22 protein-coding genes are annotated in these 24,248 nt (G+C 74.0%); 11 read left to right on the plus strand and 11 right to left on the minus strand.

Annotated elements, in window-relative coordinates:
- Positions 1-17: 17 nt before the first annotated feature.
- The 6 genes from ACRYR2_RS00850 (at position 18) to ACRYR2_RS00875 (ending at position 5,036) form a co-directional block, all read left to right on the plus strand.
- Positions 18-1,082, plus strand: a complete 1,065-nt coding sequence (locus ACRYR2_RS00850) for a UDP-glucuronic acid decarboxylase family protein (protein ID WP_432560914.1) — start codon at positions 18-20, stop codon at positions 1,080-1,082.
- A gap of 100 nt (positions 1,083-1,182) precedes the next feature.
- On the plus strand, positions 1,183-1,917 hold the full coding sequence (locus ACRYR2_RS00855; RefSeq protein ID WP_432560915.1) for a GAF and ANTAR domain-containing protein: 735 nt from the start codon (positions 1,183-1,185) through the stop codon (positions 1,915-1,917).
- 95 nt (positions 1,918-2,012) lie between these two features.
- A complete protein-coding gene (locus ACRYR2_RS00860) occupies positions 2,013-2,153 on the plus strand; it encodes a hypothetical protein (RefSeq protein WP_432560916.1) in 141 nt (46 codons plus the stop codon).
- A 189-nt stretch (positions 2,154-2,342) separates the two neighbouring features.
- Positions 2,343-3,065: a GAF and ANTAR domain-containing protein gene (locus ACRYR2_RS00865; RefSeq protein WP_432560917.1), complete on the plus strand. Its 723-nt coding sequence runs from the start codon at positions 2,343-2,345 to the stop codon at positions 3,063-3,065.
- 228 nt (positions 3,066-3,293) lie between these two features.
- On the plus strand, positions 3,294-4,037 hold the full coding sequence (locus tag ACRYR2_RS00870; RefSeq protein ID WP_432560918.1) for an ANTAR domain-containing protein: 744 nt from the start codon (positions 3,294-3,296) through the stop codon (positions 4,035-4,037).
- Between the two features lie 36 nt (positions 4,038-4,073).
- Positions 4,074-5,036, plus strand: coding sequence for a helix-turn-helix transcriptional regulator (locus tag ACRYR2_RS00875; protein ID WP_432560919.1), 963 nt, complete (start codon positions 4,074-4,076; stop codon positions 5,034-5,036).
- On the opposite strand, the gene ACRYR2_RS00880 is transcribed toward ACRYR2_RS00875, so the two are convergent.
- The 11 genes from ACRYR2_RS00880 to ACRYR2_RS00930 all read right to left on the minus strand — a co-directional run bounded on the left by ACRYR2_RS00880 (position 4,978) and on the right by ACRYR2_RS00930 (position 17,234).
- The gene (locus ACRYR2_RS00880) at positions 4,978-5,535 is read right to left on the minus strand and encodes a flavodoxin family protein (protein WP_432560920.1); all 558 of its coding nucleotides are present in this window, start codon (positions 5,533-5,535) and stop codon (positions 4,978-4,980) included. The two genes, ACRYR2_RS00875 and ACRYR2_RS00880, sit on opposite strands and share 59 nt — an antisense overlap.
- Positions 5,536-5,924: 389 nt before the next feature.
- On the minus strand, positions 5,925-6,860 hold the full coding sequence (locus ACRYR2_RS00885; RefSeq protein WP_432560921.1) for a glycosyltransferase family 9 protein: 936 nt from the start codon (positions 6,858-6,860) through the stop codon (positions 5,925-5,927).
- Positions 6,857-8,170 (minus strand): PfkB family carbohydrate kinase, encoded by a 1,314-nt coding sequence (locus ACRYR2_RS00890; RefSeq protein WP_432560922.1) that lies wholly within the window; start codon positions 8,168-8,170, stop codon positions 6,857-6,859. Before ACRYR2_RS00890 ends, ACRYR2_RS00885 begins: the two co-directional genes overlap by 4 nt.
- Positions 8,167-10,026 (minus strand): glycosyltransferase, encoded by a 1,860-nt coding sequence (locus tag ACRYR2_RS00895; protein WP_432560923.1) that lies wholly within the window; start codon positions 10,024-10,026, stop codon positions 8,167-8,169. Before ACRYR2_RS00895 ends, ACRYR2_RS00890 begins: the two co-directional genes overlap by 4 nt.
- A complete protein-coding gene (locus ACRYR2_RS00900; protein WP_432560924.1) occupies positions 10,026-10,997 on the minus strand; it encodes a glycosyltransferase in 972 nt (323 codons plus the stop codon). Before ACRYR2_RS00900 ends, ACRYR2_RS00895 begins: the two co-directional genes overlap by 1 nt.
- Positions 10,994-12,025 (minus strand): glycosyltransferase family 9 protein, encoded by a 1,032-nt coding sequence (locus tag ACRYR2_RS00905; RefSeq protein ID WP_432560925.1) that lies wholly within the window; start codon positions 12,023-12,025, stop codon positions 10,994-10,996. Before ACRYR2_RS00905 ends, ACRYR2_RS00900 begins: the two co-directional genes overlap by 4 nt.
- Positions 12,022-13,518 carry an HAD-IIIA family hydrolase gene (locus ACRYR2_RS00910; protein ID WP_432560926.1) on the minus strand — a complete coding sequence of 499 codons (1,497 nt, stop codon included), beginning with the start codon at positions 13,516-13,518 and terminating at the stop codon, positions 12,022-12,024. Before ACRYR2_RS00910 ends, ACRYR2_RS00905 begins: the two co-directional genes overlap by 4 nt.
- Positions 13,518-15,185, minus strand: a complete 1,668-nt coding sequence (locus ACRYR2_RS00915; protein ID WP_432560927.1) for a carbamoyltransferase family protein — start codon at positions 15,183-15,185, stop codon at positions 13,518-13,520. Before ACRYR2_RS00915 ends, ACRYR2_RS00910 begins: the two co-directional genes overlap by 1 nt.
- A gap of 138 nt (positions 15,186-15,323) precedes the next feature.
- Entirely contained in the window at positions 15,324-15,782 is a 459-nt protein-coding gene (locus ACRYR2_RS00920; protein ID WP_432560928.1) for an SRPBCC family protein, read from the minus strand.
- A gap of 37 nt (positions 15,783-15,819) precedes the next feature.
- Positions 15,820-16,149, minus strand: a complete 330-nt coding sequence (locus tag ACRYR2_RS00925) for a DUF3140 domain-containing protein (RefSeq protein WP_432560929.1) — start codon at positions 16,147-16,149, stop codon at positions 15,820-15,822.
- 17 nt (positions 16,150-16,166) lie between these two features.
- On the minus strand, positions 16,167-17,234 hold the full coding sequence (locus tag ACRYR2_RS00930; RefSeq protein WP_432560930.1) for a spore photoproduct lyase family protein: 1,068 nt from the start codon (positions 17,232-17,234) through the stop codon (positions 16,167-16,169).
- Positions 17,235-17,283: 49 nt separating this feature from the next.
- On the opposite strand from ACRYR2_RS00930, the gene ACRYR2_RS00935 reads away from it, so the two are divergent.
- Genes ACRYR2_RS00935 through ACRYR2_RS00955 form a run of 5 tightly spaced genes read left to right on the plus strand, consistent with a single transcriptional unit; the run spans position 17,284 to position 24,246 of the window.
- Positions 17,284-18,177: an SDR family oxidoreductase gene (locus ACRYR2_RS00935; protein ID WP_432560931.1), complete on the plus strand. Its 894-nt coding sequence runs from the start codon at positions 17,284-17,286 to the stop codon at positions 18,175-18,177.
- Complete coding sequence (locus ACRYR2_RS00940) at positions 18,174-19,823, plus strand: RecQ family ATP-dependent DNA helicase (RefSeq protein ID WP_432560932.1); 1,650 nt, start codon at positions 18,174-18,176, stop codon at positions 19,821-19,823. Before ACRYR2_RS00935 ends, ACRYR2_RS00940 begins: the two co-directional genes overlap by 4 nt.
- Before the next feature lie 9 nt (positions 19,824-19,832).
- A complete protein-coding gene (locus tag ACRYR2_RS00945; RefSeq protein ID WP_432560933.1) occupies positions 19,833-22,193 on the plus strand; it encodes a phosphoketolase family protein in 2,361 nt (786 codons plus the stop codon).
- A complete protein-coding gene (locus ACRYR2_RS00950; protein WP_432560934.1) occupies positions 22,190-23,338 on the plus strand; it encodes an acetate/propionate family kinase in 1,149 nt (382 codons plus the stop codon). The genes ACRYR2_RS00945 and ACRYR2_RS00950 overlap by 4 nt, the downstream gene beginning before the upstream one ends.
- A complete protein-coding gene (locus tag ACRYR2_RS00955) occupies positions 23,335-24,246 on the plus strand; it encodes a polysaccharide pyruvyl transferase family protein (RefSeq protein WP_432560935.1) in 912 nt (303 codons plus the stop codon). Before ACRYR2_RS00950 ends, ACRYR2_RS00955 begins: the two co-directional genes overlap by 4 nt.
- Positions 24,247-24,248: the final 2 nt, after the last annotated feature.

Consider the following 24,248-nt stretch of genomic DNA (forward strand, 5'->3'; position numbering starts at 1 on the left):
GGTGGTTGCATCGGGGCGTGCCCGATCTTCCCCTCCCGCTCGACTTCCGCAGGGCCGTGGTCACCGGTGGCGCCGGGTTCCTCGGTTCGCACCTGTGCGAAGCCCTCCTCGACGCCGGTGTCGAGGTCGTCTGCCTCGACAGCTTCCTCACCGGGACCCCCGCCAACGTCGCCCACCTCATGGAGCACCCCGGTTTCCACCTGCGGCGGTGCGACATCACCGAGTACGTCCACGTGCCCGGCCCGGTGGACCTGGTCCTGCACTTCGCCTCACCGGCCTCCCCGGTGGACTACCTGAAGCTGCCGCTGGAGACCCTCAAGGTCGGGGCGACGGGGACCTGGCACGCGCTGGGGCTGGCCAAGGAGAAGCAGGCGCGGTTCGTGCTGGCCTCCACCTCGGAGACCTACGGCGACCCGCAGGTGCACCCGCAGCCGGAGACCTACTGGGGCCACGTCAACCCCGTCGGGCCGCGCGGGGTCTACGACGAGTCCAAGCGCTACGCCGAGGCCCTGACGACCGCCTACCGCACCACCCACGGCGTCGACACGGCGATCGTGCGGATCTTCAACACCTACGGTCCGCGGATGCGCGCCGCCGACGGTCGCGCCATCCCGACGTTCATCCGGCAGGCGCTGGCGGGTGAGCCGGTGACGGTGGCCGGGGACGGGGAGCAGACCCGCTCGATCTGCTACGTCTCCGACCTCGTGGCCGGGATCCTGCAGCTGGCCGCCAGCGGGCACTCCGGCCCGATGAACATCGGCAACCCGTGGGAGCTCAGCGTCAAGGCGATCGCGCAGGACGTCATCGCCGCGGCCGGGTCGGACTCGCCGATCGAGTTCGTCGGCCGGCCCGTCGACGACCCGCAGGTGCGCCGGCCGGACACGACCCTGGCGCGTTCCGTCCTCGGCTGGGAGCCCCGGGTGAGCTGGGCCGACGGGCTGGCCCGCACCGTGCAGTGGTTCCGCGACGAGCTGGCCGCCGCGGCGCAGGAGGAGGCGCACAGCAGCGCGACGACGAGCGGGACGACCAGCAGGACGCTGGACCTGCGCGAGCCGTCCGAGGCGGTTCCCCCCGTCGCGTGAAGGACTAGGGTGGGCGCGTCGCGAGGTCGAGACGACGGCCCGCCGTCGCTGCCCCTGCGAGGAACCCATGCCCGGATCCGAGTCGAGAACCCGGCCCGCCGTGCCCCGCCTGAGCGTGGTGCGCGATCCGGACGAGCCGCTCGTCGTCGGGGGGAAGTCGTCCCTCGCGGCGGACCTGGCGGCCCTGGCGCGCGACCTGCAGCAGGAACGCCGGCCGCAGGACGTCATGCAGCAGATCGCGGTCAGCGCCGTCGCCATGGTCGGCGCGGACCACGCCTCGATCAGCCTGGTCCGCCGGCACCGCGAGGTCTGGTCGGCGGCGGTCACCGACGAGGTGGCCCGGACCTTCGACGCCTCCCAGGAGGAGCTCGGCGAGGGGCCGTGCCTGGACGCCATGTACAGCGAGCAGGTGGTCCGGTCCGAGGACCTGTCCGGTGATCCGCGCTGGCCCGTCCTGGCGACGCGCTCGGTGCAGCTGGGGGTGCGCAGCCTGCTGTGCTTCCAGCTGTTCGTGCACCGCGGGACCCTCGGCGGGCTGAACCTCTTCGCGGCCCGGGCCGGGGCGTTCGACGAGGAGGCCGAACTGGTCGGTGCCGCGGTCGCGGCCCACGCGGCGGTCGCGCTGGCCGACACGCAGCAGTTCTCCGACCTGACCACCGCCCTGACCACGCGGGACGTCATCGGGCAGGCCAAGGGGATCCTCATGGAGCGCTTCAAGATCGACGCCGACCAGGCGTTCGCGCTGCTGACCCGGATCAGCCAGAACCGCAACGTGAAGCTGCACGACCTGGCCGAGGAGCTGGTGCGCACGGGAACCCTCGACACCGGCCGGTGACGGGTTGCGGCCGGGCTCGTCCGAGCCTCCGGCGGGCGAGCCCGGCCGGCACCGCCTACGGTCGTCGGAGCACCCAGACGCGAGGAGGACCGACGATGACCACACCGTCCGAGGAGCCGGGCACCGGCCAGGCCGCCGAGGAACCGACGAAGAACGGTTACGGCAACGACACCGGGTTCGCGGCGGAGGCCGAGGCGGCCGACGACACGGACTCCCAGGACGACGACCCTGCGTGATCGTGGGGTGACGGTGGTCGTGTAGGTTCTCGTACCCGGGTTGAACTCCCAGCCTCCACCACGCACGTCCGCTCGACTCCTGGCGCGATCCACGAGGAACGGTGGCGTCAGGAGGGCTGCCTGCCTGGTCCCGCACTGACTCCTGCCCTCCCGTCGCTCCGCCGGCGGGCCGGGCAGGAGGGGAACCCGATGCCGTTGGCGCTCGAGGCGGCACACCTGCAGCTGGGGCAGATCCCGCTCTCGCAACCGCTGTCGTCGGTCCTGAAGCGGGTCGCCGATCTCGCGGTCCAGTGCGTCCCCGGTGCCGACGACGTCTCGGTCGCCCTGCTGCGCGGCCGCCGCGCGCACACCGTGGCCTTCCACGGCGACCTGGCCTCCACCCTCGACGAGCGGCAGTACGCGCCGGGTTCCGGGCCCTGCCTCACGGCCGCGCAGTCGGCTCGGGTGGTCCGCATCGGCGACACCGCGCGCGACGACGCCTTCCCGGACTTCTGCGAACTGGCCGTCCGCCGCGGCGTGCGCAGCGTCGTCAGCGTCGGGCTGCCCGCCTCGGACCGCTGGCAGGGTTCCCTCACCGGCTACTGCTGCGGCGAGGAGGCCGATCCCCGCACCGCGGCCGAGGTCGAGGCGGCCCTGGTGCGGTTCGCGCAGCTCGTCGCCGTGACCCTCGACAACGCCGCGGCCCTGGCCGAGGCCGGCGACCGGGCGCAGAACCTGCACATCGCGATGCAGTCCCGCGCCGTCATCGAACAGGCCAAGGGCGTTCTCGTCGCCCGGCACCGCGTCGACGCCGACCGCGCGTTCGAGATGCTGACGACGATGTCGCAGCACCGGAACCGCAAGGTGCGCGACATCGCCGAGGAGCTCGTCACGTCCGCCGCAGGGACCGCCGGGGACGGCGCACCGCAGTAGCACCGTCACGGACGGCGGAACGGATCCGCCCCGGAACGAGGTCATCCCCGCGCCGAACGCATCCCGGCGCCCCGAAACGAGACGTCCCGGCCCGCAACCGAACAGCGCCACCGCGACGATGTGGGGCACAGGTGCGCCACGGTTAGCTTCGAGACCACGACCGGCCCGCCGACGCCTCGAGCCAGCGGGCCGGTCGGGGACCTCGAGAACGTGCGCAGGGAGCGAACGGTGACCACGGAACCACTGACCAGACCGACCGAGCTGTCCGAGCTGTCCGAACTGCCCGGGTTGTCCGGGTTGTCCGAGTTGTTGCGGCTCGCCGAGCACGTCACCTCCTGGCACGAGCAGCCGACCGCGGCCGACGTCCTGGGCCTGGTACCCGCCGCAGCCCTCGGGCTCGTCGGCGCGGCGGTGCACGCGGCCACGTCCACCACGCACCGCGGACACGGCCCGCTGATCGTCGCCGCGAGCGACGCGGCGGCGCGCGCCCTCGACACGGTGCAGGGCGACCTGGACCAGGGACCGGTCGCGCACACGGTCCTGGACGAACCGGTGATCAGCGTCCCCGACCTGACGGCCGACCCCCGGTGGCCCGCGCTGTCCCGGTGGAGCCTGACGGCGGGCGTGCGCAGCGTCCTGGTCCTCCGGCTGACCTCCAGCCGCCACCGTGCGACGTCGCTGACGCTGAGCTCGCCGCAGCCGGACGCCTTCGACGCCCGGGCGCACGCCATCGCGGTGGCACTGGCGCGGCACGCGGGTGCGGCGGTCACGGCCCTCAGCAAGCAGGAGCACCTCACCCTGGCCCTGTCCCGTCGTGACGTGATCGGCCAGGCGAAGGGGATGCTCAAGGAGCGCCTGCAGATGACCGACGACCAGGCGTTCGCCCTCTTGACGAGGTGGAGCCAGGAACGCAACATCAAGCTCCACCAGCTCGCCGAGGACATGAGCCGCGGGGGTCCGGTCGACGTGTGACGGTGCGTGCGTGGGCGTTGCCCGCAGGAGGTCGCGGTGGTCCCCCCGGGTACGACCGTCCGCCACCGGTTCGCGACCACGGACCTGGACGAGGCCTACGACTTCGTGGCCTCGACGTACACCGGCCACCGCCCGGAACCGCTGACCTCCCAAGGCCCGTTCCAGTTCGACGTCGTGCGGCTGGCGTCCCCGCACGTGACGGTCGACCGCCTGCGGGCCACGCTGTCGCACGCCGTGCGTTCGGTGCCGTTCGACGACGTCGCCGTGGTGACCCTGACCAGCGGCAGGGCCGTGGTCGGCTCGCCCGGGGGCGTCGTCCTGGGGCCCACCGAGGCGTTCATGCTGCCGGTGGGCCAGGAGGTCGCCGGCCGCGTGCACGCCCCGTCGGCCTCGATCGTCCAGGTTCCCGTGGAGTCGCTGCGCCGGGTGGGCTCGGCCCTGACCGGGCTGGCCGCCGGCGACGTGCGGTTCGCCGGGGGCACCCCGGTCTCGTCGCGCGCGGCGAAGCACTGGAACGCCACGCAGGCCTTCTTCACCCAGTCGATGCTCGAGGCCACCCCCGAGGACGACGCGTTGCTGCGGCAGGGCGAACTGAACGTCCTGCTGACCGCGATGCTCGCAGCGTTCCCCAACAGCACGCTCACGCACAGTCCGCACGACACCTCGTGGTCGGCCCCGGCGGTGGTGCGCCGCGCGGTGGCCCACATCGAGGCCAACGCCCACCAGCCGCTGACCGTGCACGACGTCGCGCTCGCGGCGGGCGTGGGGGACCGGGCCCTGCAGGCGGCCTTCCGCCGGCACCTGGGCACCACGCCCATGGCCCACCTGCGGCAGGTGCGGTTGCAGCGCGCGCACCAGGACCTGCGGGCGGCTGATCCGGGCCGGGGCGACACGGTCGCGGGCATCGCCCGGCGGTGGGGGTTCGCGAGCCTGGACCGCTTCAGCCAGAACTATCGACGTGCGTACGGGGTGACTCCCCGCGAGACGTTGCGCCGCTGACGCCGGTCACCAGCGAGCGGGCCCAGGCCCGCGCGCGCTCCAGGGCCCCGGCCTCGAGCGGACCGGTCATCGCCGTGACCAGGAACCCGGCCCGGCCCGGACTGACGTCGAAGCCCATGCCCTCCAGGCGGTGCTGCACCAGCGAACCGGTCCGCCCCGGCAGGGTCAGCCGCGTGTCGAACACGGCGACCCGCACGGCCGCGGGGTCCGCGGCGCTGAGGCGGTCGAGCCACTCCCGCACCCCGGGCCCCTCGGAGACCAGCGGTCGGTGGCTGAGGAGCGCGGCCTCGGCCCGGGATTCGGGGGAACTCAACCCGAACGCGTGCGTGGGCAGACCGATCACCAGCAGGTCGACGTCGTCGGGCACCCGTTCCGGTGCGGCCCCGACCTCCAGGCAGGTCACCTGCACGCCCGGCTGCTCGCGCAGCGCGGCCGTCATGGCGTCCGCGAGGTCACGGGTGGCACCGAACATCGATTCGTAGACGACCAGGACGTTCATCGGTCGACGAGTCTCACCCGGCGTGGCCCGGCTGGGAACAGGAAGACCCGGCAGGAACCGGACGCAGCTGGGCGTCGGCCGCGCCGACGAGGGGTGACGCAGGACGCGACCGCTGGTCACCGTGAGGTGGTCCGTGGCTTCGGCCGCTCCAGCCGATTCGTCGAGCACCACCGCGACGAGTACGGCGAGTCACCCAGTGGAACTCCGCGCAAGTAGCCTGCGCGTTCGACCCCCCCGGAAGCGAGACAGCCACCCCTGCACGAAACCGCATCGAGCGCAGCGGGCCTCCAGGCGCGGCCGGCGGTGTCGAACGGCCCCGGACGAGGTCCTCGGGGGGGCCCCGTCCCTGCTCCGCCGGTTGAACAGCCGGACGACGGAGCAGCCTCGCATCAGCCGGTGACCGCGAGGAACGGGTCAGCCGCCTCCAGGACCTCGGCGACGGTGATCCGCGCCAGCGTCGGATCCACCTCGCGGCCGTGCGGATCCCCCACGTAGTCCTCCGCGGCCGGATCGCCGTGCCAGAGCACCGTGTGCAGGTCGGTGTCGACCGCCGGCCCCCACCAGGCGGGCGGAGTGGGACCGAACAGCACGACCGAGGGGACGGCGAACGCCGTCGCCAGGTGCGCGGTCCCGGTGTCCCCGGACAGGACCAACCGCGCCGAGGCCACCAGGTCGGCCAGTTCCTCCAGGGTCGAGGCGCCGCAACGGTTCCGCGCCCCCGCGGTGGCCAGGTCGGCACCCAGTCCCGCTTCGTCCGCGGTGCCGGTCACGACGACGTCGTGCCCGGAGCCGACGAGTTCGGCCACCACCGCGCGCCACCGCTCCAGCGGCCAGCGGCGGGCCTCGAACGCGGCCCCCGGGTGCACCACCACGGGACCGTCGGTGGCCACCCGGCCGCCCAGCCGCAGGTCCTGCGGCCCGCACCGCGCGCCCCACGCTGCGACGAGCCGGCACCAGCGCAGCACCTCGTGCTCGTGGCGGACCCACGTCGGCCCCTCGAAACCCTCGGTCGCGAAACCCAGCAGGTCGGCCGGGTCCGTGTCCGCCAGCAACCGCCGGCTCTCGAACCCCTTGCCGTGCAGATCGACCGCGAGGTGCCCGGACCCCTTGGCGTCCAGCGGATCCAGCCAGTGCGAGACGAGCACCTCGTCGACGACACCGCGGCGCTGCAGGAAACCCCCGGTGCCCTGCGGTGCGGCCAGGACGAGCCGGTGCCCGGGAAACCGCCGCCGCAGCCCGCGCAGCGCGGGAACCCCGGCGAGCAGGTCACCCAGCCCCAGCGCCCGCAGCACCAGCAGATCACCCGCGCCGAGCTGACGCGTCACGAACGCCCCGCCGCCAGGATGCTCGTCGTCGACCGGCCGTCGAGGTAGGGCAGCAGGACGACCCGGCCGCCCCAGCTGCGCACGAGGTCGGCCTCGGGCAGCTCGGCACCGCCGTAGTCACCGCCCTTGGCCCACACGTCCGGGCGCAGTTCGGCCAGCGCGGCGCGCGGGTCGTCCTCCTCGAACACCAGCACCCCGTCGACGCTGGACAGCGCCCGCAGCACCCGTTCCCGGTCGTCCTGGGGAACCACGGGGCGCCCCGGGCCCTTGAGCCGGCGCACCGAGGAGTCGGAGTTCAGCAGCACGACGAGGGCGTCGCCGAGACCGCGGGCGGCCTCCAGGCAGCCGATGTGCCCGGCGTGCAGCACGTCGAAGCACCCGCCGGTGGCCACCAGCGTCCCGCCGGCGGCCCGGACCCGCGCGGCCACCTCGGCCGCCGACTCACGCCCCGAGCGCTGCACGGGAAGGGGAGCGGGGGCGAAGAACCCGTTCGTGCCGCCGCCGGCGACCCAGGCCGACGCGTCGCGCACGGCCCGGTCCAGCGCCGGGGTCAACGACCCGTTGCGGGCGATCTCGACGGCGCACGTCGCCGCGAACCGGTCACCGGCCCCGCACGGGTCACCCGCGGCGGGAACGGCCGGCAGGTGCAGCACCTCGCCGCCGGAGGCGCAGTACGCCCCGTCGCTCCCGGCCGTCACGCACACGGCGCGCACCCCCCAGCGCTCGCGCAGCTCCTCCGGGCCCGCGCCACCGGCCTCGGCCAGGTTCGGGGTCACCAGCGCGCAGCCGGGCACGGGATCACCGCCCCGCGGGTGGGGGTCCCACACGACCGGAACCCGGCGGGCCGCCTCCGTCAGCGCGGCGCGCAGCCGCGGGTCCCGGGTCGTGCCGGCCCCGTAGTCCGAGACCAGCACGACGTCGGCCGTGGCGAGCAGGTCCGCGTCGAACGTGAACTCGCCCGGAGTTCCCGGCCCGCCCTCGTCCAACCGGGTCAGCACGTGCCCGTCGGTGCGGATCCGCGTCTTGGTACGCGTCGCCCCGGTGTGCGGCAACGCGTGCACCTGCACCCCGGACAGCAACTGCCGCAACCGGTCCCCGGCCTCGTCCTGGGCCACCGGAGCCACCAGCGTCACCGACACGGCCGGGTCGAGCGCGGCCAGCAGCGCCGTCAGCGCCGCCCCACCGGGAGATTCACGCGTCTCGGCGACGTCGACCACCGGGACCGGCGCGTCGGGCGCCAACCGCGAGGAGGAACCCAGCACCTCCCGGTCCAGCACCACGTCCCCGACGACCACCACGTGCTTGGTCACGAGACCACCCCCTCCTCGACGGCCGTCAGGTCGACCGTCTGCGGACGCCGAACCGGTCGCTGGGCCGGCAGGTGCGCCTCGACCGCCACGCACAGCGCGTGGACGGCCATCAGGTGCCCCTCCTGGATCGCCGACGTGCTCGGCCCGGGGAACCCCAGCGTGTCGTCGGCCAGCGCGCGCAACGGGCTGTTCGCCGTCGACGTCAGCGCCCACACCCGCACCCCGCAGGCCCGGGCACGCTCGGCGGCCCGCAGCAGGTTCGTGCTGCGCCCGCTGGTCGAGACCAGCAGCAGCACGTCACCGGGCCGGCCGTGCGCCTCGACCTGCCGGGCGAACACCTCGTCCACGCCGTAGTCGTTGGCGATCGCCGTCACCGCCGAGGACTCGGCGTGCAGGGCGATGGCCGACAGCGGCCGGCGCTCGCCGACGAAACGCCCCACCAGCTCGGCGGTCAGGTGCTGCGCCTCCGCGGCGCTGCCCCCGTTGCCGGCCACCAGCAGCCGGCCCCCGTGGTCCACGACGCCCACGAGTTCGCGGCCCCAGCGGTCGATGCGGTCGGCCTCGTCCTCCAGGGCGCGCACCACCCCGGCCAGTTCCCCGACGTGGCCGCGCAGGTACTCGCGCGTCGTCGGCACCTTGGCCGGGGCGTCCAGCAGCAGTTCGTACGCGGACTCGGTGGCGGCCGCGACGCGGGCCCAGTCGTACCGGTCCCGCGCGGCGCGGCGGCCCGCCGCCCCCATCGCGTGCAGGGTGCGGGGGTCGTCGACGACCGAACGCACGGCCGCGGCCAGGTCCTCGGGATCGGCGTGCCCGCGGGCGTCGACCGGAACCAGCCGGCCGGTCACCCCGTCCTTGACGGTGTCGAGCATCCCGCCGACCGCGGTGGCCACGACGGGCAACCCCGCGGCCATGGCCTCCAGCACCGCGATGCCGAACGGTTCGTACCAGGGCGTCGCCAGCAGCACGTCCGCGCTCGCCAGCAGGTCGGGCAGGTCGGCGGGGGAGACCCGGCCGATGAACCGGACCCGATCGGCGATGCCCAGCTCGACCGCGACCTTCTGCAGGCGGACGGCCTCGTGGTCGCCGTCGAGGTCGTGCGCAGCGGGACCGCCGGCGACGACGAGTTCGGCCTCGGGCAGGAACTCCAGGGCGCGCACGGCCGCCTCGATGCCCTTGCGCGGCACCAGGCGGCCCACCGTCAGCAGCCGCGTGCGGCAGCCCGGCCGGCGCCGGCCCACGAGGTCGCGACCGCTGGGGTCGTCGAACCGTGCGGTGTCCACCCCGCACGGGACGACCTGCACGCGTCGGGGCGGGGAACCGGCCGCGCGCAGTTCGGCGACCTCGTCGCGGCAGGTGGCGATGACGAGGTCGGCGTCGCGGGCCAGTTCCCGTTCGGCCTCCACCCGGCCGGCCGGGGAGGTGTCCTGCACGCCCTGGTAGCGGCGCTTGACGCTGCCGAGGGCGTGGAACGTCTGCACGACGGGGATGCCCAGGTCGCGCGCCGCGGGCACCGCGGCCGTTCCCGACATCCAGAAGTGGGCGTGCACGACGTCGGGGCGTTCCCGGCCCCAGCTCTCGCGCAGCACGTCGGAGAACCGCGGCATGAACGGCGGCAGGTCGTCCTTGGCGACGGGTTCGGGCGGGCCGGCGTCGACGTGGACGACCTCGACCCCCGGTCGCAGCTGCACGCGCTCGGGCAGTTCGGGGTCGTCGCGGCGGGTGTGCACGACGACCTCGTGACCGCGGTCGGCCAGGGCGCCGGCCAGGGCGGCGACGTGGACGTTCTGCCCGCCGGCGTCGACGCCGCCGAGCACCGCGAGCGGGCTCGCGTGTTCGCTGACCATGGCGATGCGCATCAGGAGACCGCCTCCTTCAGGAGTTCGTCGGCGTCGGCGAGGAACCGTTCGATGCCGAACCTCGCCAGGGCGTGTTCGCGGGCCGCCCGCCCGATCGTGCGGGCTTCGTCCGGATCGGCCATCCAGCGGCGGGCCGTGGCCAGCAGGACGTCGGGGTCGCTGGACAGCACGCCCGCCGTCGGCGGGACCGCCTCCGGGGCGGCGGTCGCCGGCAGGGCCAGCACCGGCAGGCCCAGCATCATCGCCTCGATGAGCGAGAGCCCCAGGCTCGTCCACCGGTAGGGGTGCAGGTAGGCCCGGTGGGTTCCCAGCACCTCGTGCATGCGCGCCTGCGGCAGGTCCTCCAGCACGCTGAGGTTCTTGCCCGCGGGCGTCCCCTCCACCTGCCGGGCCAGTTCGGTGACTCCCATGCCGTGCACGGTCACCGGCAGGTCGCCGGCCAGGTGCAGGACGAGGTCGGTGCCGGCGACGCGGTGCCGCCGCACGGGTTCGTTGACGACGACGGCCACCGATTCCGAACCGCCCGTGTACCGGTACCCGGGGTCGACGACGCCGTGGTCCAGCAGGCGGGTCCGGGCCCGGCCGTTGTCCCAGTAGGTCCGGTTGAACTGCGTGACGTGCACGACCGGGATCCGGTCCTGGTCCGACAGCGGGTGGACGCTGTCGCTGGCCCCGGCGCGCGGGGCGTCGTGCTCGATGTAGAGGGCCGGGACGTCGCGACCGGGGCGCCGGCCCGTCCACTGCTCCACCAGCCCGAGTTCACCGGGCCGCTGCAGGACGACGACGTCGAACTCGGCCTCGCGCAGGTCGGCGACGGGGACCTCGACGGCGCCCGCCGGCCAGTCCCACGTGCGGGCGCGGCCGCGGCCGTCCGGCCCGCGGTCGTCCACGACGGGCAGCAGGTAGGTGTGCGAGCCCTGCACGAACGCGGTCATCCACGATCCGTGCACGTGCCAGACGAGGATCCTCACCGCAGTTCCTCCACGAGTTCGGGGGCGGTTTCAGGGGACAGAGCGTCGACCGCCGCGACCACCTGGTCCGACGTCACCGAACTGAGGCACGGGTGTCCCGGCACAGGGCACTCCCGCGCCCGGGAACCGGCGCAGACGATCTGCTGGTCGCCGAGCACGATGCGCGGGACACCGTACGGTGCCCAGCGCTCGATCGGGACGACGGGGGAGAACAGCGAGACGACGGGGGTCGCCACGGCGGCGGCCAGGTGCGCGGGGCCGGTGTTCCCGACCACGACGACGTCGGCCGCGGCGAGGACGCCCGCCAGCCCGGCCAGGTCGGTCCGGCCCCCGAGGTCGTGGGCACCGGCCACGGCCACGGCGGCGGTCAGGTCCCGTTCGCCGGGACCGCCGGTCACGACGACCTCACGTCCGCTGCGCCGCAACGCCTCCACCATCGCCGCCGCGTCCTGCGGCAGCGGGGTACGGGCGGGGACCGAGGCGCCGGGGTGCACGACCACGAAGCGCTCGGGCAGGTCGACGCCCGGCGCGGGCAGGTCGCGCAGCCCCATCCGGCCCTCGTCGCCGGCGGGCAGCCGGTGCCCGGCCGCGGCCACGAGTTCCAGCGCGGCCTCCACCTCGTGGAGTTCGGGACCGGCCTCGCGGCGGAACCGGACGTCGAGCAGCGACCCGGGGTAGTCCTCGCTCGCGGCGCTGATGCGCGGCACCCCGGCCAGCCGCAGCAGCAGGGCCAGCGGCAACGGGCTCTGGTGGAACGAGGTGAACACGACCGCCTCGTCGTAGGCGCCGTCGTGGACCTGCGCGACGAGCCGGCCGACGGCGGACGGATCGACCGCGGCGGGACGGAAACCGCTCCACGGCGGGTCGAACGTCAGCACGTCCTCGACCCCGGGCAGCAACCGCGCCGCGGCCGCACCGGCGGGGGAGGCCAGCAGGTCGACCGTGCCCGACGCCGCGAGCGCGCGGATCGCCGGGCCGGTGACCAGCACGTCGCCGTCGTTGTCCAGGCGGGCGGCGAGGATCCTCACGGGAGCACCACCTCGCCCAGGGACTGCACGACGACAGGAGCCGACTCGACCTCCTCCGACCGCGTGACGTCGGTCGGGACCAGGACGGTGCGCGCCCCGGCGGACAGCGCGGCCTCGACGTCGGCGCCGATGTCGCCCACGACGAGGCACTCCGCCGGCAGCAGCCCGAGTTCGCGGGCGGCGTCGAGGACCATGCCGGGTTCGGGTTTGCGGGTGCGCGAGGGGGAGTCCGGCCCGTCGACGGAGACCTGCACGGTGTCGAACGGCCCGAGCAGTTCGGTGACGCGCGCGTTCACGGCGTCCACCTCGGCCCGCGTGATCAGCCCGCGGGCCACCCCGGACTGGTTGGTCACCAGCCCGGTCCGCAGCCCGCGCGCGCGCAGGTCGTCGAGGAGTTCGCGGGCGCCGTCGACGGGTTTCACCAGGGCGGGATCGCCGTTGTACGGCACGTCGTGCACGAGCGTTCCGTCGCGGTCGAACAGCACCGCGCGCACCGGCGGCGGCCAGGCGGCCGGCGGGTCGCGCCGCACCGCGAGTTCCCCGCGCAGCCGGTGGTACACGGCCGCCGGCGGGATGGCGACGCTCGTGAGGAGCATGCGCTGCACCTCGGCGCGGTCGCGCGGGCCCGGGGCGATGCGCCGCCAGGCGAACTCCCCGGTCAGCCCCGCCCAGGCCAGTGCGGCGACGGTGGCGATCCGCCGCCGGCCCAGGAGCGCGGCGCCGCCGGCGGTCAGTGCGGCGGCGGTGGTCAGCACGTGCGAGCCGATCCGTCCCACGGTCGAGTTCGACCGCTCGTACCAGTCCCGGCCGTGCAGGGCGGTCATGAGGACGTCGTCGGCGTTGCCGCGCTGCTGCTTCAGGCTGGCCAGGTCGGCGGCCGGGCGGACGGGGTGGACCGCGAGGTGCTCGCCGCGCACGATCCGCCAGCCGGCGCCGACGACGCGCAGGGCCAGGTCGGCGTCCTCGCGGAAGGCGCGCGGGAACCGCTCGTCGAAACCGGCGACCTGCTCGAGCGCCTCGCGGCGGTAGGCCATGTCGGCGGTGATCCACTGCGCCTCGGCCAGGCCCGCGGTGCCCCGTTCCCAGTCGGTGGGGCGGCGGTCGGCCGGCAACGGGACGTGGATGCGGCCCTGGACCGCCCCGACGTCCGCGGCGGCACCGTCAAGGTCGCGGACGAGGTCGTCGGCCCAGCCCGCGGGCAGTTCCACGTCGTCGTCGACGAACGCGACCCACTCCGAGGACACCCGTCGCCAGCCCGCGTTGCGCGCGGCGGCGGGCCCCCGGCCCCCGGAACGGACCAGTCGCACGGTGAGCCCGGCCTCCCGGGCCCGCGCGCAGGCCTGTTCGCAGGGGTCCGCACCGCTGTCCCGCCCCGGCCGGTCGTCGACCACGACGACCAGGTCCGGGCGCGGGCCGGTCTGCGCGGCCAGGGTGCCCAGCAGGACACCCAGGCTCGGCCGGCCGATCGAGGGGACGACGACGGAGAAACCCATCAGGACTGCACGAACTGGTTGCGGCGCACCAGGTGCGGGCCGAGGACGAGGACGTCGACGGGAGCGGACCCGAACAGTTCCATGGCGTCGCGCGGGTCGTCCACCATGGGCCGGCCGGCCGTGTTGAGGCTGGTGTTCACGACGACCGGCAGGCCCGTGCGCTCCTCGAACGCGCGCAGCAACGCGGCGACGTGAGGGGTGCGCTCCTCGTGGATCGTCTGGATGCGCGCCGTGCCGTCGACGTGCACGACGGCCGGGATGCGGTCCTTCCAGTCCTCGGCGACGTCGTGGACGAAGAGCATGTACTCGCTGGGGATCGGCCCGCCGGAGAAGATCTGCTCGGCGCGCTCGGCCAGGACCATCGGCGCCACCGGGCGGAACTGCTCGCGGCCCTTGACGTCGTTGAGCCGCTCGAGGTTCTCCTTCCGGCCCGGGTGCGCCATCAGCGAGCGGTGTCCCAGGGCCCGCGGCCCGAACTCGGCGCGGCCGTCGAACCAGGCGACGACCCCGTCGTTCGCGAGGACGTCGGCGACCTCGCCGGCGAGGTCGTCGGGAGTGGTGAAGGGCAGTCGCGCGGTGGTCAGCCACTGCGCGAGCTCCTCGTCGCTCCAGCCGCGGCCGAGGTCGGCGGACTCCATCGGGGCCACCAGCTCGCCGGCGTCGGCGGACAGCTGCAGCGCCGCCCCCAATGCGGTGCCGGAGTCGCCGGCGGCGGGCTGGACCCAGACCGTCTCGAACGGGGTCTCGCGGAAGATGCGGGAGTTGGCGACGCAGTTCAGGGCCGTGCCACCGGCCATCGTGAGCACCTTGTCGCCGGTCTGGCCGTGCAGCCAGGTCGCGACGGCGACGAGCGTGCGCTCCAGGACCTCCTGGACGCTGGCGGCGAGGTCGGCCTGGCCGGTGTCCTCGCGCGGGTCCCACTGCTCGCCGTCGGTCAGCGGCGGGGCCCAGCGGGAGAAGTCCGGCACCTTGGCGACGAAGCCGCCGTCGCCGGTGGCGTGCACGAACTCGGCGATCTCGTCGGCGAAGCGGGGCTTGCCGTAGGAGGCCAGCGCCATGACCTTGTACTCGTCGGAGGAGTGCGTGAAGCCCAGGTGCCGGGTCAGGTCCTCGTAGACGAAGCCCAGGGAGTGCGGCAGGCGGGTCTCGTGCAGCACCTCCAGCGAGCCGCCGCGGTAGCGGCCGGCCAGGGAGGAGATCCGCTCGCCGCGGCCGTCGACGGTCAGGACGCTGGACCCGCCCTCCCGCGCGGCCTGCGGGGAGGCCAGCGCGGCCGAGGCGGCGTGCGCGACGTGGTGCGGGACGAAGCGGACCTTGGCCGGGTCCAGACCGGGCAGCGCGGTGGCGATGGCCTCGGGGGCACGCTCGGCGTAGCGGGTGCGGATCGCGTCGTCGGGGTCGCCGAGGTCGAGTTCGGAGCTCGGCAGCACCAGGCGCGGGTCGTAGGAGTACCCGACGAGGTCGAGGTCGGCGGGGGTCAGGCCCGCCGCCTGCAGGGCGTGCTTGATGGCGAGCTCGGGCAGCTCCCACGTGGCGTAGGGCACCGGGCGCTTGCCGTGCTTGCGACGGCTGAAGCGCTCCTCCTCGGCGGCGAAGACGATCTTCCCGTCGACGACGAGCGCTGCGGCGGTGTCGTGGAAGACGGCGTTGATCCCCAGGATGCGCATGCGCTGGCGACCTCTCTGTGACGGGCACCCGTGATCTTCGGGCTCCCCCGCACCCTGCCAGAGCGCGCTGACAGTCGCCTCCCGAGACGTCGACGGCCCGGTCCCTGCCGGGACCGGGCCGTGCTCACGCGTTCACGCTCACTTGGGCGGGGTGACGTCCCCGCGCCAGGCGCCCGTCTCGGTGCCGCGGGACTCGATGAACGCCTTGAAGCGCTCGAGGTCCTTCTTGACCTGGCGGTCGTCGGCGCCGATCGCGGCGCCGGCCTTCTCGACGAGGCTCTCGGTGTCCCAGTCCAGCTGGACCGTCACCCGGGTCTCGTCGTCGGAGAGGCGGTGGAACGTCACCACCCCGGCGTGCGACTTGCCGTCGACGCTCTTCCAGGCCACCCGCTCGTCGGGGTGCTGCTCGGTGATCTCGGCGTCGAACTCGCGCTCGACCCCGGCGATCTTGGTCTTCCAGTGCGTGTGGGTCGCGTCGGTCTGGGTGATCTGCTCGACGCCACCCATGAACTCGGGGAACGACTCGAACTGCGTCCACTGGTTGTAGGCGGTGTGGACGGGGACCGAGACGTCGATGCTCTCCATCACAGTGCTCATGCGATCTTCCTTCCCAGCCTGCCGAGGGGTGAAACCTTCACTTCTTGAGCGGGTCGTTGCCCCAGTTCATGAGCGAGTACCGCCACCTCGTGTCGGTCACGTCGCCCGAGGGGCGCTGCTCCCTGTGCCGCGCGACGTAGCCGGCGACCTTCTTCATGTGCGCGTAGTCGTCCTCGTCGAGGTCGGCCTTCTTCGCCCGCAGGATCTGCACGATGCGCCGGCCGGACTGGTGGCCGACGGACTCGCCCTCGCCGACCCCCACCGACTTCGACTCCTCGGTCCCGAGCCAGTCCTCGAGTTCCTTCGGGGTCATGTTCACGGCTTCGGAGAACCGCTGCTGCGCGTCCTTCTTCTCGTCGTCGTCCACGGGTCCAGGGTGGGTGCTCAGAACGCGTAGCGCACGCGGAGGTAGGGGGCGCGCTGCTCGATCAGCTCCAGCAGTTGCCGCACGTACCGCCCCTTGTCACCGGTGCGGTACCGGACGTTCACCCCGCCACCCTGGGAACGTTTGGTCTCCTGCATCGCCGGTCGCCACAGCAGGTCCTCGGCCTTGGGGTGCCAGCCGAGGTTGACGCGGTGCAGGTTCTCCTCGTGGGTGAGGAAGATCACCTCCGCGGCCAGCTGCGCCTTGGTCGCCTCGTTCGTGGCGTCGCCCAGGGCGTCCAGCAGCTCGGCCCACATGGGCAGCCAGTTCTCGTGCACGACGACGGGGGAGAGGTTGACGTGCACCTCGTACCCGGCGGCCACGAAGTCGTCGAGCGCGGCGAGCCGGTCGGGCACGGGGGAGGTGCGGATGTCCAGCAGCTTGGCGACGCGTGCCGGCATGAGCGAGAAGCGCACGCGCGTGCGTCCCTGCGGGTCCAGCGCCAGCAACCGGCGGTTGACGTGCTTGGTGGCGAAGGAGGCCTTGGCGGTGGGCAGTTCGCGGAAGGCCGCGATGAGGTCGTCGACGTTGCCGGAGATCTCCGCGTCGACCGAGCAGTCGCTGTTCTCGCCGATGTCGTAGACCCAGCTGGTGGGATCGCACTGGTTCGGCTCGGGTTTGACGCCCTGCCGGGCGACGTGGCGCTGCACGTGCGCGACGATCCCGTCGATGTTGGCGAACACCGTGATGGGGTTGCTGTAGCCCTTGCGCCGCGGGACGTAGCAGTACGCGCAGGCCATGGCGCAGCCGTTGGCGGTGGAGGGGGCGATGAAGTCGGCCGAGCGGCCGTTGACCCGCGTCGTCAGCGACTTCTTGATCCCCAGCACCAGGGCCTCGCGCTTGATGCGCACCCAGCGGTCGACGTTGGTCTCGTCGCCGTGCAGTTCGGGGATGCGCCAGTGGCTCTCGACCGGGACGAGGGTGGCCTGCGGCCAGCGTTCCAGCACCTGCCGGCCGCGGGGCAGTTCGGCGGCGGCGGGCTCGTAGTAGATCCTCGTGACGTCGACGAGCTGGTCGGTCGTGGGCACGTCCCCATCCTGACGGGCGGTTCCGACATGCGCTGCCTACCGTTGACCCGTGACCGACCAGTACACCTTCACGAACCCCGTCACCCGGTACCACCAGGACGGTTTCGAGCCGCAGCCGCAGGACGGCCCGGGCCTGGCCGCGCGGCAGTCGCCGAAACCCGACCACGGTGAGGAGACCTACCGCGGCACCGGCCGGCTCGCGGGGCGCAAGGCGCTGGTGACCGGCGCCGACTCCGGCATCGGCCGCGCCGCCGCGATCGCGTTCGCCCGCGAGGGAGCCGACGTCGTCCTCAACTACCTCCCGGAGGAGGAGCAGGACGCCCAGGAGGTGAAGGCGCTGGTCGAGGAGGCCGGCCGCACGGCCGTGCTCGCGCCCGGCGACCTGACCGACGAGCAGTTCGCCCGCAGCCTGGTCACCACGACCGTGCGCGAGCTCGGCGGCATCGACCTCGTCGCCAACGTGGCCGGCAAGCAGCAGCACGTCGAGGACATCGCCGACCTGACCTCGGCGCAGTTCGAGGAGACGGTGCGGACGAACCTCAACTCGTTGTTCTGGATCACCCAGGAGGCCGTCCCGCACCTGCCGCCGGGCTCGACGATCGTCAACACGGCCTCGATCCAGGGCTACCAGCCGTCGCCGAACCTCGTCGACTACGCGACGACGAAGTCGGGGATCATCGCCATGTCGCAGGCCCTGGCCCAGCAGCTGGCACCGAAGGGCATCCGCGTCAACGTGGTCGCCCCGGGCCCGGTCTGGACGCCGCTGCAGATCGCCGGCGGTCAGCCGGACGACGCCATGCCGGAGTTCGGGCAGTCCACCCCGCTGGGGCGCGCGGGCCAGCCGGCCGAGATGGCTCCCGCCTACGTGTTCCTCGCCTCCCCGGAGTCGAGCTACGTCGTCGGCGCGGTCCTCAACGTCAACGGCGGCATGCCCACGCCGTGACCCCGGCGAGCGACGACCTGCTCCGCACCGCGCGCGAGGCCTTCGGCTACACCGAGCTGCGCCCCGGCCAGGAGGAGGCGATGCGTGCCGTCCTGGCCGGGCGCGACGTCCTGGCCGTCATGCCGACCGGGGCGGGCAAGTCGGCCGTGTACCAGGTGCCGGCCCTGCTGCTGGACGGGCCGGTCGTCGTGGTGTCACCGCTCATCGCCCTGCAGCGCGACCAGGTCGACGGGCTGCGGGAGGACCACCGCCGCGGTGGCGCGGTCATGCTCAACTCCGCCCTGTCCGCCTCGGCGTGGCGCACGGCGCAGGAGGAGCTGCGCTCCGGGGACGTGACGTTCGTCTTCCTGGCCCCCGAGCAGCTCGCGCGCGAGGAGGTGGTCGAGGAGCTGGCCCGGCTGCGGCCGCGGCTGCTCGTCGTCGACGAGGCCCACTGCGTCAGTTCCTGGGGGCACGACTTCCGGCCGCAGTACCTGCGGCTGGGCGCGGCCCGGGCCAAGCTCGGCAACCCGCCCGTGGCGGCCCTCACCGCGACGGCCAGTCCCCAGGTCCGCGCCGAGGTCCTGCAGCAGTTGCGGATGGACGACGCCCTCGTCCTCGTGGAGGGCTTCGACCGTCCCGAGATCGACCTGCGCGTCGTGCACTGCACCGACGCGGCGACCCAGCGCCAGGGCGTCCTGGACGCCGTGGCCGAGACGGCCGGCGCCGTGCTGGTCTACGTCGCCACCAAGGCCGACGCCGAGGAGATCGCCGGGCAGGTCGCGGCCGCGGGCCGGTCCGCGGACCACTACCACGCCGGGCGCCGGCGGGCCGACCGCGACCGCGTGCAGCGCGCCTTCGTCGACGGCGACCTCGAGGTCGTCGTGGCGACCACCGCGTTCGGCATGGGCATCGACAAGCCCGACGTGCGGGCCGTCGTGCACGCCACCGTCCCCGACTCCCCGGACAGCTACTACCAGGAGGTGGGCCGGGCGGCCCGGGACGGGTCACCCGCCGTCGCGACGTTGTTCTACCGCCCCGAGGACCTGGGGCTGCGGACGTTCTTCTCCTCCGGGGTGGCCAAGGTCGAGCCGCTGCGCGAGACCGTCGCGGCCGTGCGCGCGCACCAGGGCCCGGTCGAGCCCACCGAGCTGCGCCGCGAGCTGGAGGTGTCGGCGACCCGGCTGGCCGGCGCGATCAACCTGCTCGAGGAGGTGGGGGCCCTGGCCGAGGACGAGGAGGGGCGGCTGGTCGTGCCCGAGGGCGCGCCGCCACCGGCCCGGGCCGCGGAGGCCGCCGTGCACGTCTCGGAGCAGCAGCGCACGGTGGAACGCTCCCGACTGGAGATGATGCGCTCGCTGTGCGAGACGACGGCCTGCCGCCGGCAGTTCCTGCTGGGCTACTTCGGCGAGGAGCTCGCCGAACCCTGCGGCCGCTGCGACACCTGCCGGGCCGGGACGGCCGCCGAGCGGTCCGCGGACGACCAGCCGTTCCCGGTCGGCTCCACCGTGGACCACGGGGAGTGGGGAGCGGGACAGGTCATGCACTACGAGGACGACCGCGTCACCGTGCTGTTCGAAGCGGTGGGGTACAAGACGCTGGCGCTGGACCTGGTGCGCCGCAACGACTTGCTGCGCCCGGAGGCGAGCGGGGACTCGGCTGCCTAGCCTGGCCGCATGCCCGATCAGACCGCCGCCCTGGCCCGGTACCGCCGCGCCGCCGACTACCTCGCGGTGGCGATGATCCACCTGCGCGACAACGTGCTGCTGCGCGAGCCGCTGCGGGCCGAGCACCTCAAACCCCGGTTGCTGGGGCACTGGGGAACCTGCCCAGGCATCACCTACGTGTACGCCGGGCTCAACCGCCTCGTCCGTGACACGGGACAGCGCACCCTCCTGGTGACGGGCCCGGGCCACGGCGCCCCGGCCAACCACGCGAACCTGTGGCTGGAGGGCACGCACGCCGAGCTCGACCCGGCGCTGTCGCTGGACGCGGCGGGGATGGCCGAACTCGTCCGCCGGTTCTCCTGGCCGGGCGGCTTCCCCAGCCACCTGTCACCGGAGGTTCCCGGGGTGGTCCACGAGGGCGGTGAACTCGGGTACGCGCTGGCCACGGCGTTCGGGGCGGCGTTCGACGACCCGGACCTGCTGGTGACGTGCATCGTCGGCGACGGGGAGGCCGAGACCGGCCCGACGGCCGGGGCCTGGCACGCCTCGAAGTACCTCGACCCGGCGACCAGCGGTGCGGTGCTGCCCGTGCTGCACCTCAACGGGTACAAGATCGCCTCCCCGACGATCTACGGGACCATGAGCGACGCCGAACTGCGGAACTGGTTCGGCGGTGCCGGCTGGGAACCCCGGATCGTCGACGTGGTGGACGCCGTCGACCCGGACGCGCTGCTGGCCGACGCCCTGGACGAGGCGCACGCGGCGATCCGCTCGATCCAGGCCGAACACCGCGGTGGAACTCCTGCGGGACCGCCGCGCTGGCCGGTGCTCGTGGTCCGTTCGCCGAAGGGCTGGGGGGTTCCCGAGACCGACCCGGACGGGACACCGCTGGCCTCGACGTTCCACGCCCACCAGGTGCCGCTGGAGGGGGTGTCCGACGACCCGCGGGCGCTGGCCGAACTGGAACGCTGGCTGCGGTCCTACCGCCCCGAGGAGCTGTTCACGGCCGAGGGCCGCCCGCACGACGACATCCTGGGGATCCCCCCGTCGGGAGCCCTGCGCCTGGGCTCGGTGCCGCAGGCCAACGGTGGCCGGTTGCGACGCGAGCTGCCGCTGCCGCCGCTGGAGGAGTTCGCCGTCGACGTCCCGGCGCCGGGTGCGGTGCAGGCCGGCCCGACGCCGACGCTCGGGCCGTGGCTGGCGCAGCTGGTGCGCAACACCGAGGACGCCCGCGACTTCCGCATCGTCTGTCCCGACGAGCTGGAGTCGAACAAGCTCGAGGCCGTGCTGGAGGCGACCGACCGGGCCTACGTGTGGCCGCTGCAGGCGGCCAACGCCCAGTACGCCGAGCACCTCGCCCCGTCGGGGCGGGTCGTGGAGACGCTCAGCGAGCACAACTGCCAGGGTTTCCTGCAGGGGTACCTGCTGACGGGGCGGCACGGGCTGTTCCCCTGCTACGAGGCGTTCGTCTCGATCGTGGACGGCATGGTCAACCAGTACGCCAAGTTCCTGAAGATGTCGCAGGAGGTTCCGTGGCGCGAACCCGTCGCGAGCCTGAACTACCTGCTGACGTCGGAGGGCTGGCGGCAGGAGCACAACGGCTACTCCCACCAGGGGCCGGGTTTCATCAACCAGGTGCTGCAGAAGAAGAAGACGGTCGCGCGGGTGTACCTGCCGCCGGACGCGAACTCGTTGCTGGTCACGGTGGAGCACGTGCTGCGCAGCACCGACCGCATCAACGTCGTGGTGGCGGGCAAGCAGCCCAGCGCGCAGTGGATGTCGCTGGAGCAGGCCCGTGCCCACTGCGCCGCGGGCGGCGGCGTGTGGGAGTGGGCCGGTTCCCCGGGGGACCCGCACGTGGTGCTCGCCTGCGCGGGCGGCATCCCGGCCGTGGAGACCCTCGCGGCCGCGTGGCTGCTGCGCCGCGCCGCCCCGAGTCTGCAGGTGCGGGTCACGAACGTGGTCGACCTGCTGGCCCTGCCCCCGGCGGACCGGCACCCGCACGGTGTCGACGACGCCACCTTCGAGGCGTGGTTCGGGCGCGAGGGCACACCCGTCGTGTTCGACTTCCACGGCTACCCCTCGGCCGTGCACGAGGTGCTGCACGGCCGGCCCGACCCGGCCCGGTTCCACGTCAAGGGGTACGTGGAGGAAGGAACGACCACGACGCCGTACGACCTGCTCGCCAGCAACGGGGTGTCCCGGCACGACCTGGCCGCCGCGGCGGTGCGGGCCGCGGCCCGGGCGGGGTGGGACGGGCCGGCGGAGGAACTGGCCACGGGGTTCCTCGCCGACCGCGACCGGATCCGCGAGGAGCTGCGCCGTGACGGGGTGGACCCGTCGGAGGTCACGGACTGGAGCTGGTCGTGAGGGTGCTGACGGTGAACGCGGGGTCGCACAGCCTGGAACTGGCGGTGGTCGACCCGGACGTGGCCGGGAAGCTGGTCCTCGCTCCCGCCGGCGCCGACGAACCCGACCCCGTCCTCGCGACCGGTGGTACCGACGACCCGCCCGCCTCCGAGGCGTCCCGCGACGCGTTGCGCGAGTTCCTCGCCGGCCTCGACGGGATCGACGGGATCGACGCCGTCGCGCACCGCCTCGTCCACGGTGGTGACCCGGACGACGGCGGACTCACGGGCCCGACGCTGCTGGACGACGACGTGCGGCAGGAACTGTCCGCCGTGGCCGACCTCGCCCCCCTGCACGTGCCGCCGGCGCTGGACGCGCTCGACGCCGTGCGCGAAGCGCTGCCGGACGTGCCGCAGGTGGTCTGCGTCGACACCGCGTTCCACCGGGACCTGCCGGAGGAGGCGCGCACCTACCCGTTGCCGGCGAGCTGGCGGGCGCAGGGTGTCCGCCGGTTCGGGTTCCACGGGTTGTCGTACGCGTGGACGCTGGAACGTGCTGCGGCACTGCTGGCCCGGGACGCCGGCTCGCTGCAGGTCGTCCTCGCCCACCTCGGTGGTGGATCGTCGGTCTGCGCCGTGAAGGACGGGGTGAGCGTCGACACCTCGATGGGTTTCACACCGCTGGAGGGTGTTCCCATGGGGTCCCGGTCGGGGTCGATCGACCCGGGGGCGCTGGTGTGGCTGCTGCGGCACGGCGTCGACCTCGACGAGCTGGAGGACGGTCTGCAGCACGCCTCGGGGCTGACGGCGCTGTCGGACGGGCTGAGCGCCGACACCCGCGAACTGGTGGCCGCAGCGCAGGCCGGGAACGAGGTCGCCGACCTCGCGCTGAGGGTGTTCTCGCACCGGGTGGCCAAGGAGATCGCCGCGCAGGCGACGAACCTGGACCGCCTCGACGCGCTGGTGCTGACGGGGGAGATCGGCTGGGACCAGCCCGAGGTGCGCGAGGCCGTGTGCGCCCGGCTGGGGCAGCTGGACATCGCCGCGGAGCCGATGCCGAACCTCACGGCCGACGGTTCCCTGTCGTGCGGGGGAACGCCGGTCCTGGCCGTCCGGACCCGCGAGCAGTGCCGGCTGGCGCTGGAGGCGGCGGGGGTCCTGGCGTGAGGATCCTGCTCGTGGGGTGGTCCAGCCCGCTGCACGGGGAGTCGACGGCGGGTGACGTGCTGGCGACGCAGGCCGTCGCGGAGCGGTTGCGCGCCGACGGGCACGAGGTGGACGAGGCGTGGAGCCCGGCGATGCACCTGGCGTACGGGCCACGGGGCGGCCTGCTGTACGACGAGCTGGACCCGCAGGCGTACTCCACGGTGGTCTGGGTCTGCGGGCCGGTCGCGGGCCCACGGGTGGTCGAGTTCCACGAGCGGTTCGCGCACGCGCGGCGCCTGGCGGTGGGGGTCTCGGTGCTCGACCCCGCCGACCCCGCGGTCACGGGTTTCGACGTCGTGGTGCCCCGGGACGCTCCCGGACGCGACCCCCAGCGCGACCTCGCCGCCCGGCCCGTCCTCGACGGCCTCGACGTGCTGGGGGTGTTCCTGACCCACGGGCAGGGGGAGTACGGGACGCGGCGCCGGCACGAGGAGGTGACGAAGGTGCTGGGGGACTGGCTCGGCGGCCTGGACGTGGCACGCCTGGAGCTGGAGACCCGGCTCGACCCGCGCGACTGGCGGATGCCCGCGACGGCCGAGCAGGTCCTCGCGATCGTGGCCCGGCTCGACGTCGTCGTGACGACCCGGCTGCACGGCATGGTGCTCGCGCTGCGCAGCGGCGTGCCGGCGCTGGCCGTGGACCCGGTCGCCGGGGGCGGGAAGGTCACCGCGCAGGCGCGGGCCTGGGGGTGGCCGTGCGTGCTGACGGCCGAGGGCCTGGACGCGGCCGCGCTGGACGAGCAGCTGGCCTGGTGCCGGTCGGGCAGCGGCCGCGCCGCGGCCCGGTCCGCGCAGGAGGTCGCCGCGACCGCGGGCGGTGAGCAGCTCGACGCGCTGGTTCGCGCGCTGGGGGCCGCGGCGGGAGAGTGATC

Source organism: Kineococcus deserti (genome assembly GCF_050871945.1).
Classification (GTDB): Bacteria; Actinomycetota; Actinomycetes; order Actinomycetales; family Kineococcaceae; genus Kineococcus.

Excerpts from the sequence above, each read along its gene's own strand:
- ACRYR2_RS00860 (WP_432560916.1), top strand. The coding sequence starts at position 2,013 with ATGACCACACCGTCCGAGGAGCCGGGCACCGGCCAGGCCGCCGAGGAA.
- ACRYR2_RS00865 (WP_432560917.1), top strand. The coding sequence starts at position 2,343 with ATGCCGTTGGCGCTCGAGGCGGCACACCTGCAGCTGGGGCAGATCCCG.
- ACRYR2_RS00880 (WP_432560920.1), bottom strand. The coding sequence starts at position 5,535 with ATGAACGTCCTGGTCGTCTACGAATCGATGTTCGGTGCCACCCGTGAC.
- ACRYR2_RS00895 (WP_432560923.1), bottom strand. The coding sequence starts at position 10,026 with ATGCGCATCGCCATGGTCAGCGAACACGCGAGCCCGCTCGCGGTGCTC.
- ACRYR2_RS00910 (WP_432560926.1), bottom strand. The coding sequence starts at position 13,518 with ATGGGTTTCTCCGTCGTCGTCCCCTCGATCGGCCGGCCGAGCCTGGGT.
- ACRYR2_RS00915 (WP_432560927.1), bottom strand. The coding sequence starts at position 15,185 with ATGCGCATCCTGGGGATCAACGCCGTCTTCCACGACACCGCCGCAGCG.
- ACRYR2_RS00920 (WP_432560928.1), bottom strand. The coding sequence starts at position 15,782 with ATGAGCACTGTGATGGAGAGCATCGACGTCTCGGTCCCCGTCCACACC.
- ACRYR2_RS00945 (WP_432560933.1), top strand. The coding sequence starts at position 19,833 with ATGCCCGATCAGACCGCCGCCCTGGCCCGGTACCGCCGCGCCGCCGAC.